Source organism: Pseudomonas sp. Pse79, assembly GCF_024519615.1.
In the GTDB taxonomy this organism is placed as follows: domain Bacteria; phylum Pseudomonadota; class Gammaproteobacteria; order Pseudomonadales; family Pseudomonadaceae; genus Aquipseudomonas; species Aquipseudomonas veronii.
Genome location: NZ_JALJRR010000003.1, coordinates 1 through 15,627, shown reverse-complemented (window position 1 = coordinate 15,627; position 15,627 = coordinate 1). Strand labels below are relative to the sequence as shown.

At 61.9% G+C, this 15,627-nt stretch carries 15 protein-coding genes; 7 read left to right on the top strand and 8 right to left on the bottom strand.

Annotated features, from left to right (window positions below; translation table 11 throughout):
- Positions 1-56: 56 nt before the first annotated feature.
- The 3 genes from ubiG (at position 57) to NR164_RS05610 (ending at position 2,359) form a co-directional block, all read left to right on the top strand.
- The gene (gene ubiG, locus NR164_RS05620; RefSeq protein WP_017848856.1) at positions 57-755 is read left to right on the top strand and encodes a bifunctional 2-polyprenyl-6-hydroxyphenol methylase/3-demethylubiquinol 3-O-methyltransferase UbiG; all 699 of its coding nucleotides are present in this window, start codon (positions 57-59) and stop codon (positions 753-755) included.
- A 4-nt stretch (positions 756-759) separates the two neighbouring features.
- Positions 760-1,431, top strand: a complete 672-nt coding sequence (mupP, locus tag NR164_RS05615; protein WP_026140262.1) for an N-acetylmuramic acid 6-phosphate phosphatase MupP — start codon at positions 760-762, stop codon at positions 1,429-1,431.
- Between the two features lie 187 nt (positions 1,432-1,618).
- Positions 1,619-2,359 carry a YciK family oxidoreductase gene (locus tag NR164_RS05610; protein WP_128192170.1) on the top strand — a complete coding sequence of 247 codons (741 nt, stop codon included), beginning with the start codon at positions 1,619-1,621 and terminating at the stop codon, positions 2,357-2,359.
- A 118-nt stretch (positions 2,360-2,477) separates the two neighbouring features.
- Here NR164_RS05610 and NR164_RS05605 read toward each other — a convergent pair whose 3' ends face one another.
- The 6 genes from NR164_RS05605 to NR164_RS05580 are packed head-to-tail and all read right to left on the bottom strand — an operon-like array spanning position 2,478 to position 8,653.
- On the bottom strand, positions 2,478-3,992 hold the full coding sequence (locus tag NR164_RS05605) for an ABC transporter substrate-binding protein (protein WP_256822440.1): 1,515 nt from the start codon (positions 3,990-3,992) through the stop codon (positions 2,478-2,480).
- 47 nt (positions 3,993-4,039) lie between these two features.
- Positions 4,040-5,011: an ABC transporter ATP-binding protein gene (locus tag NR164_RS05600; RefSeq protein ID WP_126587945.1), complete on the bottom strand. Its 972-nt coding sequence runs from the start codon at positions 5,009-5,011 to the stop codon at positions 4,040-4,042.
- On the bottom strand, positions 5,008-5,964 hold the full coding sequence (locus NR164_RS05595; protein WP_256822438.1) for an ABC transporter ATP-binding protein: 957 nt from the start codon (positions 5,962-5,964) through the stop codon (positions 5,008-5,010). The genes NR164_RS05600 and NR164_RS05595 overlap by 4 nt, the downstream gene beginning before the upstream one ends.
- Positions 5,961-6,818 (bottom strand): ABC transporter permease, encoded by an 858-nt coding sequence (locus NR164_RS05590; RefSeq protein WP_017848862.1) that lies wholly within the window; start codon positions 6,816-6,818, stop codon positions 5,961-5,963. Before NR164_RS05590 ends, NR164_RS05595 begins: the two co-directional genes overlap by 4 nt.
- Positions 6,815-7,762 (bottom strand): ABC transporter permease, encoded by a 948-nt coding sequence (locus NR164_RS05585; protein WP_046384288.1) that lies wholly within the window; start codon positions 7,760-7,762, stop codon positions 6,815-6,817. The genes NR164_RS05590 and NR164_RS05585 overlap by 4 nt, the downstream gene beginning before the upstream one ends.
- Positions 7,763-7,765: 3 nt before the next feature.
- Positions 7,766-8,653 (bottom strand): proline iminopeptidase-family hydrolase, encoded by an 888-nt coding sequence (locus NR164_RS05580; protein ID WP_017848864.1) that lies wholly within the window; start codon positions 8,651-8,653, stop codon positions 7,766-7,768.
- Positions 8,654-8,837: 184 nt separating this feature from the next.
- Between NR164_RS05580 and NR164_RS05575 the strand changes: the two genes are divergently transcribed.
- Both NR164_RS05575 and NR164_RS05570 read left to right on the top strand, forming a co-directional pair.
- Entirely contained in the window at positions 8,838-9,602 is a 765-nt protein-coding gene (locus NR164_RS05575) for a LuxR family transcriptional regulator (protein ID WP_046384289.1), read from the top strand.
- A gap of 94 nt (positions 9,603-9,696) precedes the next feature.
- Positions 9,697-10,629, top strand: coding sequence for a proline iminopeptidase-family hydrolase (locus NR164_RS05570; protein WP_256822435.1), 933 nt, complete (start codon positions 9,697-9,699; stop codon positions 10,627-10,629).
- Positions 10,630-10,716: 87 nt separating this feature from the next.
- Here the strand turns inward: NR164_RS05570 and NR164_RS05565 are convergent, their stop codons facing one another.
- Positions 10,717-12,219 (bottom strand): nucleobase:cation symporter-2 family protein, encoded by a 1,503-nt coding sequence (locus NR164_RS05565; protein WP_108524372.1) that lies wholly within the window; start codon positions 12,217-12,219, stop codon positions 10,717-10,719.
- A 158-nt stretch (positions 12,220-12,377) separates the two neighbouring features.
- Between NR164_RS05565 and NR164_RS05560 the strand changes: the two genes are divergently transcribed.
- A complete protein-coding gene (locus NR164_RS05560) occupies positions 12,378-13,211 on the top strand; it encodes a hypothetical protein (RefSeq protein WP_046384292.1) in 834 nt (277 codons plus the stop codon).
- A 118-nt stretch (positions 13,212-13,329) separates the two neighbouring features.
- Here NR164_RS05560 and punC read toward each other — a convergent pair whose 3' ends face one another.
- Entirely contained in the window at positions 13,330-14,514 is a 1,185-nt protein-coding gene (gene punC / locus NR164_RS05555) for a purine nucleoside transporter PunC (RefSeq protein WP_017848869.1), read from the bottom strand.
- Positions 14,515-14,636: 122 nt separating this feature from the next.
- Between punC and punR the strand changes: the two genes are divergently transcribed.
- Positions 14,637-15,551 carry a DNA-binding transcriptional activator PunR gene (gene punR, locus NR164_RS05550; RefSeq protein ID WP_169863925.1) on the top strand — a complete coding sequence of 305 codons (915 nt, stop codon included), beginning with the start codon at positions 14,637-14,639 and terminating at the stop codon, positions 15,549-15,551.
- The last annotated feature ends 76 nt before the right edge of the window (positions 15,552-15,627 follow it).

Sequence of the window (15,627 nt, the reverse complement as noted above, 5' to 3'; positions counted from 1 at the left end):
CCCTGAACCCGTGTTCAGGGCCGACAAACCGATTTATCCGATTTAGAGGAACCACCATGAGCAACGTCGACCACGCCGAAATCGCCAAATTCGAAGCCCTGGCCCACCGCTGGTGGGACCGCGAAAGCGAGTTCAAACCCCTGCACGACATCAACCCGCTGCGGGTCAACTGGATTGACGAACGCATCAACCTGGCCGGCAAGAAGGTGCTGGACGTCGGTTGCGGCGGCGGCATCCTCAGCGAAGCCATGGCCCAGCGCGGCGCCACCGTGCTGGGGATCGACATGGGCGAAGCGCCGTTGGCCGTGGCCCAGTTGCATCAGCTGGAATCCGGGGTGAACGTCGAATACCGCCAGATCACCGCCGAAGCCCTGGCCGAGGAAATGCCCGAGCAGTTCGACGTGATCACCTGCCTGGAAATGCTCGAACACGTGCCGGACCCCTCCTCGGTGATCCGCGCCTGCTTCCGCATGGTCAAGCCCGGCGGCCAGGTGTTCTTCTCCACGATCAACCGCAACCCCAAGGCCTACCTGTTCGCGATCATCGGCGCCGAATACATCATGAAGCTGCTGCCGCGCGGCACCCACGACTTCAAGAAATTCATCCGCCCTTCCGAGCTGGGCGCCTGGAGCCGTCAGGCCGGGCTGAGCGTCAAGGACATCATCGGCCTGACCTACAACCCGCTGACCAAGCACTACAAGCTGGCCAGCGACGTCGACGTCAACTACATGATCCAGACCCTGCGCGAGGAGTAAGCCTGTGAAGTTGCGAGCGGTTCTCTTCGATATGGACGGTACCCTGCTGGACACCGCGCCGGACTTTATCGCCATCTGCCAGGCGATGCGCGCCGACCGTGACCTGGCGCCGATCAACGATCAGCATATCCGCGATGAAATCTCCGGCGGCGCGCGGGCGATGGTCGCCGTGACCTTCTCGATGGACCCGGAATCCCCGGGCTTTGAAGAACTGCGCCTGGAGTTCCTCGAACGCTACCTCAAGGGCTGCGCGATCCACAGCGCGTTATTCGACGGGATGGCCGAGCTGCTGGCAGACATCGAAAAATCCAAGCTGATCTGGGGCGTGGTCACCAACAAACCGCTGCGGTTTGCCGAGCCGATCATGCAGCAGCTGGGCCTGGCCGAGCGCTCGGCGCTGCTGATCTGCCCAGACCACGTGACGAACAGCAAGCCGCACCCGGAGCCGCTGATCCTGGCGTGCCAGATGCTCAACCTGGACCCGGCCAGCGTGCTGTTCGTCGGCGATGACCTGCGCGACATCGAGTCCGGCCGCGACGCCGGCACCCGCACGGCGGCGGTCACCTATGGCTACATCCACCCGGACGACAACCCACGTCACTGGGGCGCGGATGTGGTGGTGGATCACCCGCTGGAATTGCGCAAGGTGCTGGATAACGCGCTGTGCAGTTGCTGATGCTTGACCGGTCTTGCTGACCTATGAAGCCCCAATGTGGGAGGGAGCTTGCTCCCGATTGCGGTGGTTCAGTCAATGAATGTGTTGAATGACACACTGCAATCGGGGGCAAGCCCCCTCCCACATTGGATCTTCAGTGTTTTCCAGCTCGGTGTTGGTCACCTAGTGAATTTTGTCGAGGCTATTTATGTTTGATTACTCTGCACGTCCCGAACTGCTCAAAGGCCGCGTCATCCTGGTGACCGGTGCCGGTCGCGGGATTGGCGCGGCGGCGGCGAAAACCTATGCCGCCCATGGCGCGACCGTGCTGTTGCTGGGCAAGACCGAAGCCAACCTGGCCCAGGTGTACGACGAGATCGAAGCCGCCGGCCACCCGCAACCGGTGGTGATCCCGTTCAACCTGGAGACCGCCCTGCCCCATCAATACGATGAGCTGGCGGCGATGATCGAAAAGGAATTCGGCCACCTCGACGGCCTGTTGCACAACGCCTCGATCATCGGCCCACGCACGCCGATCGAGCAGTTGTCCGGTGAGAACTTCATGCGGGTGATGCACATCAACGTCAACGCGATGTTCATGCTGACCAGCACGCTGTTGCCGCTGCTCAAGCTGTCCCAGGACGCCTCGGTGGTGTTCACCTCCAGCAGCGTCGGGCGCAAGGGCCGGGCGTATTGGGGCGCCTATGGCGTATCGAAATTCGCCACCGAAGGCCTGATGCAAACCCTGGCCGACGAGCTCGACACCGTTGCGCCAGTACGGGCCAACAGCATCAACCCCGGCGCCACGCGCACCAGCATGCGGGCCCAGGCGTACCCGGGGGAAAACCCGGCCGACAACCCGGCGCCGGAAGACATCATGCCGGTGTACCTGTACCTGATGGGGCCGGACAGTACCGGGATCAATGGACAGGCGTTCGACGCGCAGTAACGGCCGACACCTGTGGGAGGGGGCTTGCCCCCGATAGCGGTGGGTCAGTCACAGATGCAGTGACTGACACCCTGCTATCGGGGGCAAGCCCCCTCCCACATTTATTTAGCGGTGTTCTTTAGTTTTTCACGACTTCCTCGAGGGTGAAGCGACCCAGTGGGTTTTGCAGGAAGTTGCTCACATTCTTGCGTGAGATGTTGATGTACGGGCTGTAATACAGGTCGATCCAGTTCACATCCTGTTTCGCCAGTTTCTGCAGGTCGACATACATCTGCTCACGCTTGGCCGGGTCGGCCTCGATGCGTGCGGCGGCGACCAGTTCCTTGACCTTGTCGTTCCTGTAACGGGTCATGTAGTTCTGGTTGGTGTCGTGGCCCAGCACGAAGGTGGTCTTCTGGTCCGGATCGAGGATGTCGTTGGTCCAGTACATCACCGAAATATCGTACTCACCGTCCACCAGCATCTGCCAGCTTTGGGTCGGGTCGACTTTCTGCAGGTTGGCCGTCACGCCGACCTTGGCCAACTGGTCCTTGATGATCACCGCGATCTGCTCGTCGGCTTCGTTGCCGGCGTTGACCACATAGTTCAGCTTCAAGTCCTTGGCGCCGGCGTCGGCCAGCAGTTTCTTCGCCGCGGTCGGGTCATACGGGCGCTGCGGGTTGTTGGCGTAGTGGTACAACGAACCTTTGGGGATGTAGGAATAAGCCACGGTGCCTTGACCGTAAGTGGCCGTCTTCACCAGCGATTGTTTGTCGATGGCCATGTCCAGCGCCTGGCGTACTTCCGGCTTGGCCAGCAGGCCATGCTCGTGGTTGATCAGCAGGTGATCTTCGCGGGTGGACGGGTCGGAATGGATCACCACGTTTTTGTCTTTCTTCAGTTCTTCAACCCGGGAGAACGGTACGAAGATCGCCGTGTCCAGCTCGTTGTTCTGCACCATACGCATGCGCGTGTTGTCGTCGGTCACCGAGACCCACTCCACGCCATCCAGGCTGACGTTCCCGGCCTGCCAGAAGTTCGGGTTTTTCTTCAGGATCACCCGATCGCCCTTGCGCCATTCGCCCACGGTAAACGCGCCGGAGGTCACCGGGTTTTCCGCGTAGGCGTCTTCGCCCATTTTGCTCATGGCCTTTTCCGACAGGATCGACACCGTCGGCGACGCCAGTTGCGAGAGGAAGGCAACCGCCGGGGTCTTCAGCGTTACCACCAGGGTTTGCGGGTCGGCGGCCTTGGCCGTGTCGATCAGGCTGAACGGGTCGCTCCACAGCGAGGCCTTGTTGTCGCGGATGCGCAACAGGCTGAACGCCGCATCTTCTGCGGTGATCGGCGAGCCATCCGAGAACTTCGCCGCACGCAGCTTGAAGGTGTACGTCAGGCCGTCCTTGGAAATCTCCCAGCTTTCAGCCAGCCCCGGCTCCATCTTGGTGCCCAGGTTGTCCACGCGCACCAGGGTGTCGTAGACGTTGGCAAAGACCCAGGTGTCGCGGTTTTGCGCGCTTTTGATCGGATCGAACGTGGTGCTGTCTTCCCGGCAACCGATGGTGAGAACACCGGCAGCCTGGGCAAGACCGGCGGTCAGCGACCAGGCGGTCAATGTGGCGGCGGCGAGCAACTTCAAGTGGCGCGATTGCATGTCATAACTCCTTGTTTATAACGGCGGTTGTTCAAGAATGGCAGGGGTCAAAGCAAAGGTTCTTCAAGCACGCAACTGTACCGATGCTCGTGCAGGAAATGGGTCGGCGGCAACACCACGGAACACATGGCCTGGGCATACCGGCAACGCGGGTGAAAAGCACAGCCTGTAGGCAAATTCAGCGGGCTCGGCGGCTCGCCGGGCAAGGGCTCTGTGGGCAACGGCCGATGCGGATCGATCTCGGGAATCGCCTGGATCAACGCCGCCGTATACGGGTGACGCGGTGAAGTGAAGACCGCTTCCACCGGCCCCTCCTCGACGATCTGGCCCAGGTACATCACCGCCACGCGGTCGCACAGGCGGCGCACGATGGCCAGATCATGGGCGATGAACAGGATCGCCAGGTTCATGCGCTGTTGCAGCTCCAGCAACAGGTTGATGATTTGCCCCTGGATCGAGACATCCAGTGCCGCCACGCATTCATCGGCAACGATCAAGCGCGGCTCCACCGCCAGCGCCCGGGCGATGCCGACTCGCTGGCACTGGCCGCCGCTGAGGGAGCCGGGCTTGCGAGCGGCCAATTCAGGGCGCAGGCCGACCAGCTCGAGTAATTCGTCGACACGCCGCGCGATCTGCTGCGGCGCGACTTTGTGCTGCACCCGCAACACTTCGGCAAGGGTTTCGCCGATGGTGTGGCGTGGGTTCAGCGCGGCATACGGGTCTTGGAAGATCATCGCGGTTTCATGGCGCAGGCGGGCGATGTCGACGGCGCTGCCGTGGGCCATGTCGATGCCGTCAAACAGCACCTGCCCGGCGCTGATCGGGTTGAGGTGCAGAATCGCCCGGCCGAGGGTACTTTTGCCGCTGCCGGATTCGCCCACCAGCCCCAGGGTCTCGCCCGCCGCCAGGTTCAGCGACACACCGTTGACCGCCCTCACCCACTGTTTGTGCAGGCCGAACATCCCGCTGCCGGACGCGGCAAACCGCACCTCCAGGTCCTTGATCTGCAACAGGCTCATGGGCGATCTCCCAACGGATAGTGACAGGCCACCCGCGCACCTTCCGGCAAGCGTTCGCGACACAGGCTGCCGACTTGCGGGCAACGCGGGTGGAAGCGGCACCCGACGGGCAACGCATCGAGCAACGGCGGCTGGCCAGCAATGGTGCGCAGCAAGGCGTGGCCGCTGCTGTGGGCCGGCTGGCAATCGATCAGCCCCGCGGTGTAAGGGTGTCGGGGATGGGCGAGCAACTCGTATTTACTGGCGTGCTCGCACAGGCGCCCGGCGTACATCACCGCGATGGAGTCGCAGGTTTGCGCCACCACGCCGAGGTCGTGGGTGATCATGATGATCGACAAGCCACGCTGGTCGCGCAGCTCCAGCAACAGCCGCAGGATTTGCGCCTGCACGGTCACATCGAGGGCCGTGGTGGGTTCGTCGGCAATCAGCACTGTCGGGTTGCAGCCCAATGCCACGGCGATCATGGCGCGCTGGCGCATGCCGCCGGAAAACTCGTGGGGGTAGTTGTCGACCCGCGCCTGGGGATCGGGAATGCCCACTTGGCGCAACACCTCGATGGCTTGCCGGCGCGCGTCTTTTTTCGACGCGCCTTGATGCAGGCGGATGCCCTCGGCGATCTGTTCGCCGATACGCATCAGCGGGTCGAGGTGGCTGCTGGGGTTCTGGAAGATCATGCCCAATTGCCCGCCACGGATTGCGCGCATGCCTGCGTCGTCCAGTGGCAGCAAGTCCTGGCCGGCCAGGCGCACCGCGCCGCCCTGCACGCGCAGGTTGGGCGACGGCAACAGGCGGATCAGCCCGCGACAGGCCATGGTCTTGCCCGAGCCGCTTTCGCCCACCAGGCCGAGGATCTCGCCTTCGGCCAGGTCGAAGGAGATGCGGTCGACCAGGGTCACGTCGCGCCCGGCATTGTTGGCGATCACGCTCAGGTCGCGCACTTGCAGCAGGCTCATGGGCGCTCTCCCAACACTTGCGCCACGCCATCGGCCAGCAGGCTGAAGCCCATGGCCAGGGTCACAATGGCCAGCCCCGGAAAAGTACAGATCCACCAGGCGGTGGTAATGAAGGCCTGCCCTTCGGCGACCATCGTTCCCCACTCGGCGGTCGGCGGTTGCACGCCCAGGCCCAGGTAACTCACCGCTGCGCCGTTGAGCAGCACCAGCACCGCGTCAGACATGGAAAACACAATCGAGCCAAACATCGCATTCGGCAGCAAGTGCCGGAACAGAATGCGCCCATGGCCAAAGCCGAGGCTTTTGGCCGCCAGGGCGAAGTCACTTTCCTTGAGCACCAGGATCTGCGAGCGGATCAACCGCGCATACGACACCCAGCCCACCAACGCCATGGCGATATAGAAACTCTTCAAGCCCGGACCAAGGATGGCCATGATTGCCAGCATCAACACCAGGAACGGGAACGCCAGGATCACGTCGATGACGCGCATGCAGACGCTGTCGAAACGTCCGCCGATATAGCCGGAGACCGCGCCGATAAAGGTACCGATCATGAACGGGAAGATCACCCCGACAATCGCCAATTGCAGGTCGATGCGTGCGCCCCAGATCACCCGCGAGAGAATATCGCGGCCATAATTATCCGTACCGAAGGGATGGCCCAGGCTCGGCCCGAGCAAGCTGAGATCGGTGTTCTGCGCGATCGGGTCGAACGGCGCGAGCCACGGCGCAAACAACGCCAGGCCCAGCCACGTCAACAGAATCAGCAAGCCCCACGCGGCGGTCAGCCGCCCGTCGCGCAAGCCAAAGCGCAGGCGCAGGCGCCATGGCGCGATCAGTGGACGAGTGCTCATTGCATCTTCACCCGTGGGTCGAGGGCGACGGTCACCACATCCGCGACGAAGTTGACCACCACCGTCGCACAGGCCAGCACCATGGCCACGCCCTGCACCACCATGTAGTCGCGGGTAAAGATGCCGCGCACCAGTAACTGGCCGATGCCGGGAATGGCGAACAGGCTTTCGATAACCACCGTGCCGCTGATCAGCCAACCGATATTCACCGCCAGCAGGTTGACCGTCGGCACCAGGGAATTGGGCAGTACATGCCGGCGAAACACCGCCGCTTCCGACAACCCGCGCGCCCGGGCAGCGGTGACATGGTCCGCCTGCAACTCCATCAACATGCTCGCCCGCAGGTTGCGCACCAGCACCGCCGACAGGGCCAGGGCGATGGTCAGGCACGGCAGGACCATATGGTGCGCCTTGTCCAGCCAGGTGCGACCGTAGCCGGACACCGGAAACAGGCCCCATTGCACGCTAAGCAGCAGGATCAGCATCAACCCCAGCCAAAATGCCGGCATGCCCAGGCCGACGGTGGTGAACACGCGGATCAGGTTGTCCGCCCAGCCGCCTTTGCGCCGCGCCGCGACGGTGGCCAGCGGCACTGCGATCAGCAGCGCCAGCAGCACACTGCCGAGCACCAGCACCAGGGTCGGCTCGATACGGGTGACGATCAGCTTCAACGCATCGACCTTGTACAACAGCGATTGGCCGAGGTCGCCCTTGAGCAGGTTTTTCAAGAAGTAAAAATATTGCAGCCACAGCGGCTGGTCGAGCCCGAACTGTGCGCGGATCTTCAGCAACGCATCCGGCGTGCTGCGCGAGCCGAGCAGCGCGCGCGCCGGGTCACCGGGAATCGAGCGCACCAGCACGAAGGTGATCAGGCTGATGCCGAACAGCACCGGCAGCAATTGCAGCGGCCGGGTCAGCACGAAGCGGTAGCGCGCCAGGTTCATCCGTCAGCCTCGGTGACGAGCGAGGAAGTCCAGCAGTACCGGGAAGTACGCCTGGGGCTCTTCGTAAAATGGCATATGGCTGCTGTTGCGGAACACATGCAATTCGGCGTGCCGGGCGGCCAGTTTCATGCGCAGGGCGCAGGCCGGGGTGAGCTCGTCGTGCTGGCCGGTGGTGATCAGCATCGGCATGTTGAAATCGGCCATCTCGGCGATGCGGTTCCAGTCCTTGAGGTTGCCGATATACAGAAATTCGTTGGGGCCCTGCATGGTTGCGTAGGGGCCCATGTTCCAGTCGTCGAGGGAGCGCCGGAGCGGCGCCGGCCATTCGTCCAGGCGGCACACATGGCGATAATTGAGCAAGGTGATCGCGGCCTGGTACTGCGGATGATCCAGCGTCCCCATGGCTTCATGGCGCTGCATCATCGCCACAGTTTCGCTGCCGAGGGCGCCGCGCAGGCGTTCGAGTTCCTGGGAGAGGTGCGGAATGTCGCCGACGGTGTTTTCCAGGATCAGGCTTTTCAGCGCATCGGGGTAATGGATGGCGTATTCGATGCCCAGCCAGCCGCCCCAGGAATGCCCGAGCAAATGCACACGGCCCAGGCCCAGGGTTTGGCGCACGGTTTCGACTTCTTCGACATAACGGCCGATTTCCCACAGGGAAACATCGGTCGGTCTGGCTGAAGCACCGGTGCCAAGCTGGTCGAATGCAACCACTCGCAGGTCATGCTCTTTGAGCCAGCCATGGGCGTCGCGCAAATAGTCACACGGTAGCCCTGGCCCGCCGTTGAGGCACAACAGCACCTCATCGCCTTCGCCAAAGCTGTAGACCGCGAGGTCATGGCCATCGACTTGCACGGTGTACTGCTGGTCGGGGGCTATTTCACGCCACATGCATACGTTCCTTGTGTGGTATCGGCCTGGCGGGTTGCGGCCGCTTATGAGGCCATAAGCTACCGAGGATGCCGTGCATCCATAACCTAGTATTTCTTATAGGTTTGGCCTGGCAGTCCTTCGCCGGGGCGTGGCATTCTACTTGCAGCAAGTCGAGATTCATATGAATTCGGGAGCAGAACGGATGCTGGCCAAGCTAACTGCCTTCAATCACCGTCTCATGCCGGGCAGGAGCCTGGACGAGCAGATGGACAACGCGTTTATCCTAGCCCAACAGTTGGGTTTCGATGCGCTGGTGTATGACTACTCGCCAGTGCCCATCGACCTCAACGGCACGTTGATCACACCTTCGGTGCTACAACTGCGCAACACGCCTTCCGATTGGCATGCCTTGTGGTGCGGCGAAGGGTTCTACCAGATCGATCCGGTGCAGCACCTGGCCTTGAATACGGTGTCGCCGTTTGTCTGGTCCTACGAGGCCAAGGCGCAGACGGCGCTGCAGAAGATCATCGACCCGTGCCACGCCCCCGTTTCGTCTTACCTGCATGACCAGCAACTGACCTGCGGCGTCAGCGTGCCGATTCATCTGCCCCGGGGCGGCTTCGCATCGTTGACCGGCTTGCGCACCGGCAAGGCGCATACGGTGCTGGAGGACGCGCAACAGAGCTTGTCGGATTTCGGCCTGATTTCCCATGCCCTGCAGGAAGCGGCCTACCCACTGTTCAGCAATGAACTACGCACCTACCCGCATATCCGTCTGACCAAACGCGAGCGCGAGTGCCTGAAATGGGCCGCCGACGGCCTGACCGCCGCCGAAATCGCCACGCAGCTGAGCCGCTCGCTGGCGGTCGTCACCCTGCATCTTGCCTCGGCAATGCACAAACTGGGGGCGAAAAATCGCGTACAGGCCGTGGTGCGCGCCACTCATTACCGCTTGCTGGAAGATTGACCCTTCGGCAAAACCTAGCTGTTTTGCTAGTTACCTAAACGTCGCGTGCCGATTATCGTGTCCCTGATACTTTTTTTTCAAAGCAGGATACGAAATGGAATTCATCGAAAAAGTCCGCGAAGGGTTTGCGCCCTTCGGCCCCTATCAGACCTGGTATCGCGTCACCGGCGACCTGGCCTCGGGCCGTACACCGCTGGTGATCATCCACGGCGGTCCCGGCTGCACCCATGATTACGTCGATGCCTTCAAGGACGTCGCCGCCAGTGGTCACGCCGTCATCCACTACGACCAACTGGGCAACGGCCGCTCCACGCACTTGCCCGACAAAGCCCCGTCCTTCTGGACTGTCAGCCTGTTCCTCGACGAACTGAACAACCTGCTGGACCACCTGCAAATCAGCCAGGACTACGCGATTCTCGGGCAATCCTGGGGCGGCATGCTCGGCAGCGAACACGCGATTCTGCAACCCAAGGGCCTGCGTGCGTTTATCCCGGCCAACTCGCCCACCTGCATGCGTACCTGGGTCAGCGAAGCCAACCGCCTGCGTCAGTTGCTGCCCGAAGGCGTGCATGAAACCTTGCTCAAGCATGAAGCCGCCGGCACCTACCAGGACCCGGAATACCTCGCCGCCTCGCGGATTTTCTACGACCAGCACGTCTGCCGGGTCAACCCATGGCCGGACGAGGTTGCGCGCACGTTCGCCCAGGTCGATGCAGACCCGACCGTGTACCACGCCATGAGCGGCCCGACCGAGTTCCATGTGATCGGCAGTTTGAAGGACTGGAACGTGATTGGCCGTCTGTCGGCAATCAGGGTGCCGACCCTGGTGATTTCCGGCCGGCATGACGAAGCCACGCCGCTGGTGGTCAAGCCGTTCCTGGATGAAATCGCGGATGTGCGCTGGGCGCTGTTTGAAGACTCCAGCCACATGCCCCATGTCGAAGAGCGCCAGGCGTGCATGGGGACAGTGGTGAAGTTTTTGGATGAGGCCTGTTCAGTGCCGCACAAGGCCCTCAAAGCAAGCTGACGAGCAATGTGGCAGCGGGCCTGCTCATGATGGCGGTGGTTCAGTCAGCGCCTGACCGCCATCGCGAGCAAACCCGCTGCCACCGTTTTAAACCTCGCTGGTCTCGGCCTTCGCGGTTTTTCTCGGCACTTCGGCCACCAGTGGAATCTCCTTGCCTTCGGCATCGAACAGCTTGCCGCCCCTGAAGTAATCGCCTTCGCGCAAGACGGCCACATCCTGGAAACACAGGCTGCGCTCAGTCCCGGCCACAAACACCGACTGCTGGTCCGAATTGCCGGCGGTGAAGTGGTTGAACGCCAGGTTCAGCAAGATCGCCATGATCGCCGACGAACTGATGCCCGAATGGAAAATGGTCGCGAACCAGCTGGGAAAATGATCGTAGAAGCTCGGCGCGGCAATCGGGATCATGCCGAAACCGATGGACGTGGCCACGATGATCAGGTTCATGTTGTTGCGGTAATCCACCTTGGACAGTGTGCGAATACCGCTGGCCGCCACGGTGCCGAACAACACGATCCCGGCACCGCCCAACACCGAGGTCGGCACTGCCGCAATCACCCGCCCCATGAACGGCAGCAGGCCGAGGACGACCAGGAACAACCCGCCCGTCGCGACCACAAAACGACTTTTCACCCCGGTGACCGCCACCAGGCCGACGTTCTGGGCGAACGCGCTCTGGGTAAACGAACCAAAGATCGGCGCGAACAGGCTCGACAGCATGTCGGCACGCAAGCCATTGCCCAGGCGTTTGGAGTCGACTTTGGTGTCGATGATCTCGCCCACGGCCAGGATGTCCGCCGAAGTCTCCACCAGCGTCACCATCACCACAATGCACATGGAAATGATCGCGGCCACATGGAAGGTCGGCATGCCGAAATGGAACGGTGTGGGGAAGCCGAACATCGGCCCCTGGGTCACGCCGGAAAAGTCCGCCATGCCCAGGAACACCGCAATCACGGTGCCGATCACCATCGCCAGCAGGATCGATAACCGCGAGATCGTCGCGCTGCCGATCTTGCTCAGCAACAACACCAGCAACAGGGTCAACGCGGCCAGGCCGACGTTCGCCATGCTGCCGAAATCCGCCGCGCGGCTGTTGCCGCCCATGGCCCAGCGTGCGGCCACCGGCATCAGCGTCAGGCCGATGGTGGTGATCACAATGCCGGTCACCAACGGCGGGAAAAACTGGGTGATCCGCGAGAACACCGGCGTGATCAGCAGCCCGATAAACGACGCAGCCATCACCGCCCCGAGAATCGCCGGCACCCCACCGGCGCCATCACTGCCGACAATCGCCACCATCGTCGCCACGCCGGCAAACGACACGCCCTGCACCAGCGGCAACTGACAACCAAAGAACGGCAGGCCAAGGGTTTGCAACAACGTGGCCAGGCCGCCGGCAAATAGCGACGCGGCGATCAACAGGCCGATATCCGCCGGCGACAACCCGGCCGCCTGGCCGACGATCAACGGTACGGCAACGATGCCGCCGTACATGGTGAGCACATGCTGCAGGCCGTAAGCCATGTTGGCGGCGACGCCGAGATTCTCATCTTCGGGTCGTTGCGATGACGCCTTCGGGATAGTCATGGTGAGGGGTTCTCTGTTTTTGTTGTGGCGCCACTGTATGCAATACCGAGACTAGATGTCCATAGAGTTGTATACAATCATTCGAACAAGATACCCTCCACCGGCGTTACAAAAACAATCCGGCCGTCATGAGCCAGAACGCCATAGGACCTAAAACAATGAAAAAGGCATTACAGGGCGCAACCGTTGCATTGACCCTCCTCGGCGGCGGGGAGGCTGTCGCGCTGGAATGGATGAACAACAGCGTAGGATTTCGCTACGGCCAGCAATTCACCAACCCGAACAACCCCGACGCATTCAGCAAGCGCATCTACAGCGTCACCCACGCCAGTGGCTACCAGTACGGCAGCAACTTTCTGAACCTCGATGTGTTTTTGTCCGACAGCCGCGACCCGCGCAAGGGCACCGACCACGGCGGCAGTGAGGTGTATGCGGTATACCGACACCAGTTGTATGCCTCTCGCGTTTTCGATACGCCGCTGGGCACCGGGTTGATCAAGGACTACGCCCTGACCCTGGGCTTCGATGCCAACCGCAACAACAACTTTGCCTCGGCGAAAAAACGCGCGCTGGTGCTCGGCCCGACCTTGAAGTTCAACACCGTCGGCGTATTGGACCTGAGCCTGATGTATTACAAAGAACGCAATCACAGCGGGATTCCCGGCGCGAAAGAGTCGGACCATACCTTCGACGACACCTACATGCTCAACCTGACGTGGATGCGTCCGTTCGAGATCGGCAGCCACGCGGCCAAGTTCCAGGGGTTTATCAACCATGTCGGCAACAAGGGCGAGGACTTCCACGGCCGCGATACCGCAGCGGAAACGCTGATGCGTAGCGCGCTGATGGTCGCGGTGCGACCCGGCAAGCGCGTAACGCCGAACCTGTACCTCGGAGTGGGCTACGAGTACTGGCATAACAAGTTCGGCGTGGACGGCGGTCGGGGCAGTCGCACGTCGACACCCACGCTGAATATGGAAGTGACGTTCTAGGATCTACCGCTCAAGACACTGAAAAAGCCGCAATCAAGTGTGGGGGTTGGCTTGCCTGCGATCGCATCGGCTCGGTAAACCTGATGCAGCGCAGGCAATCCAGCACCCACCTGTCAGATCAAGCATTCGCCAATTGCGAATCATCGGTTTTCGGCCGCGCCAACCAGTAACCCAGCACCGCCAGCGGCGCGGTCGCCAGCATCACGATCACGGTGATCAGCAGCGGCTGCTCGAGCATCGACGACACCAACAGGCTGCTGAGAAAACACAGGCCCAGTTGCAGGGTGTTTTGCAGCGCCGCTGCCTTGCCGGAATTTTCCGCAAACGGCATCAGCGCATTCGCCACCACGATGGGATAACTGGCGCCGTTGACCAGCGCCATCAGGCAGAACGGGATCAGCAAGGTGGTCAGGGTCGGCACGCTCAAGGTGGCGACCAGGTACAACGCCAGCATGCTGATGCAGTAGGCCACCAGCAGCCAGGGCAACAGCGTCTTGCCCTGGAATCGCTGCAACGCGCTGCGGCAGCTGTAGCCTCCGATCAGGAACGCGAGGGTCGGCAGCACATAACTCAGGCCGATGTCATTCGGGCTGTAGCCCATATCGCCGAGGATGAACGGCGAGGCGGTCAACCAGGCGAAGAAACTGGCGGAGCAGGCAGCAAAGATCATGACGTTGCCGGTGAACACGCGCGAGCCGAGCAGTTGTCCATAACCGAGGCGCGTCGGTTCGCCTTCCTCCGCCAGCCGTTTCGGCGCCGTGCGCAGGAACAGAGTCGGCAGCAGCAACAGCAGCGACACGCCCAGCAACACCGCGAAAATCGCCTGCCAGCCAAAGTGATTCAGCACCATGGCCCCCAACAGCGGCGCCAGGGCCGGCGACAACGACATCAGCGGCATGATGCTGGCGAACACGCGGTGAGCCTTGTCGGCCGGGTAGCGGTCAATCACCAGTGCCTGCCAGCTCACGGCGGCGGAACACACGCCAATCGCCTGGATAAAACGCAGTGCCAGCAGTTGCGTGGCGGTCTCGACCCAGAACATGCCGACGCAACCCAGCACGAACAGGCTCAGGCCCGTGAGCAGGATCGGTTTGCGCCCCAGTCGGTCAGACAACGGCCCCCACAACAACTGCCCCACGGCAAAGCCCGCGAGGAAAATACTCAAGCTGGCGCCCACCGCGCCCGCGCCGATGTGTAATTGCTCGCCCATGGCGCCGAACGCCGGCAAGTACATGTCCATGGCGAGATAACCGAGCATGCTCAGCCCCGCCAGGTACCAGGTGAAACCAAAAGAATTTTTCATTGAAGCCTTGTTGAACCTGCCATCAAACTATTTGCTGACTGCTGCCCATTATGAAGCTGGCAGCCTCTCTGTGAAGCGATAATAATTGGACACTTCTATCAATTAATTTGAAGGCAACCGCCATGTGGTCCGAATACTCCCTGGATGTGGTCGATGCCGTCGCACGCCATGGCAGCTTCAGCGCCGCCGCCCAGGAATTGCACCGCGTGCCGTCGGCCATCAGCTACACGGTGCGTCAGTTGGAAGAGTGGCTGGCCGTGCCCTTGTTCGTGCGGCGCCATCGCGACGTCGAGCTCACCGCGGCCGGCCGTCTATTTATAGACGAAGCCCGCGGCGTGATGAAAACCATGCTCGGTACACGGCGCCTGTGCCAGCAAGTGGCCAATGGCTGGAGCGGCCAGTTGAAGGTCGCGGTGGACTCCATCGTCAAACCCCAGCGCTGCCGGCAGTTGGTGCTGGATTTCTATCGGCAGTTCCCTGACGTGGAATTGCTGCTGGAGTACGAGGTGTACAACGGCGTGTGGGACGCCCTCGCCGATGAGCGCACCGACATCGTGATCGGCGCCACCAGCGCGGTGCCGGTGACGAGTCACTTCACATTTCGCGATATGGGCCTGTTGAACTGGTTGTGCGTGGTCAGCGCGAAACATCCGCTGGCGGCGCAGGATGGTTTGCTCAGTGACGATCAACTGCGCCCGTTCGCGTCCCTGTGCATGACCGATACCTCGCGCAACCTGCCCAAGCGCGATACTTGGACCCTGGATAACCAGCGCCGGCTGGTGGTACCGAACTGGGCCTCGGCCATTGACTGCCTGCGCGACGGCCTGTGCGTCGGCATGGCGCCGGCGCATCAGGTGTTGCCGTGGATCGAACGCGGTGAGCTGGTCGCGCTGCAACTGCGCCGGCCGTTCCCGGCCAGCCCGTCATGCGTGGCCTGGGCACAGAACAAACTGTCCCCGGCGATGAGTTGGTTGCTGGACTACCTGGGGGATAGCGAGACGATGAACCAAGAGTGGTTGAATGGGAGTGACCACTGAAGATCACCGGAATCCCCTGTAGGAGGGGGCTTGCCCCGGTACAGACCGGAGACATCCTTTACGTTTGAAACCGGAG

What these genes read in the sequence shown, in the direction of transcription:
- NR164_RS05585 (WP_046384288.1), bottom strand. Translation starts at nt 7,762, where the DNA reads ATGAACCTGGCGCGCTACCGCTTCGTGCTGACCCGGCCGCTGCAATTG.
- NR164_RS05565 (WP_108524372.1), bottom strand. Translation starts at nt 12,219, where the DNA reads ATGACTATCCCGAAGGCGTCATCGCAACGACCCGAAGATGAGAATCTC.
- ubiG (WP_017848856.1), top strand. Translation starts at nt 57, where the DNA reads ATGAGCAACGTCGACCACGCCGAAATCGCCAAATTCGAAGCCCTGGCC.
- NR164_RS05595 (WP_256822438.1), bottom strand. Translation starts at nt 5,964, where the DNA reads ATGAGCCTGCTGCAAGTGCGCGACCTGAGCGTGATCGCCAACAATGCC.
- NR164_RS05580 (WP_017848864.1), bottom strand. Translation starts at nt 8,653, where the DNA reads ATGTGGCGTGAAATAGCCCCCGACCAGCAGTACACCGTGCAAGTCGAT.
- NR164_RS05560 (WP_046384292.1), top strand. Translation starts at nt 12,378, where the DNA reads ATGAAAAAGGCATTACAGGGCGCAACCGTTGCATTGACCCTCCTCGGC.
- NR164_RS05610 (WP_128192170.1), top strand. Translation starts at nt 1,619, where the DNA reads ATGTTTGATTACTCTGCACGTCCCGAACTGCTCAAAGGCCGCGTCATC.
- NR164_RS05605 (WP_256822440.1), bottom strand. Translation starts at nt 3,992, where the DNA reads ATGCAATCGCGCCACTTGAAGTTGCTCGCCGCCGCCACATTGACCGCC.
- NR164_RS05575 (WP_046384289.1), top strand. Translation starts at nt 8,838, where the DNA reads ATGCTGGCCAAGCTAACTGCCTTCAATCACCGTCTCATGCCGGGCAGG.
- NR164_RS05590 (WP_017848862.1), bottom strand. Translation starts at nt 6,818, where the DNA reads ATGAGCACTCGTCCACTGATCGCGCCATGGCGCCTGCGCCTGCGCTTT.
- NR164_RS05570 (WP_256822435.1), top strand. Translation starts at nt 9,697, where the DNA reads ATGGAATTCATCGAAAAAGTCCGCGAAGGGTTTGCGCCCTTCGGCCCC.
- punC (WP_017848869.1), bottom strand. Translation starts at nt 14,514, where the DNA reads ATGAAAAATTCTTTTGGTTTCACCTGGTACCTGGCGGGGCTGAGCATG.
- NR164_RS05600 (WP_126587945.1), bottom strand. Translation starts at nt 5,011, where the DNA reads ATGAGCCTGTTGCAGATCAAGGACCTGGAGGTGCGGTTTGCCGCGTCC.
- punR (WP_169863925.1), top strand. Translation starts at nt 14,637, where the DNA reads ATGTGGTCCGAATACTCCCTGGATGTGGTCGATGCCGTCGCACGCCAT.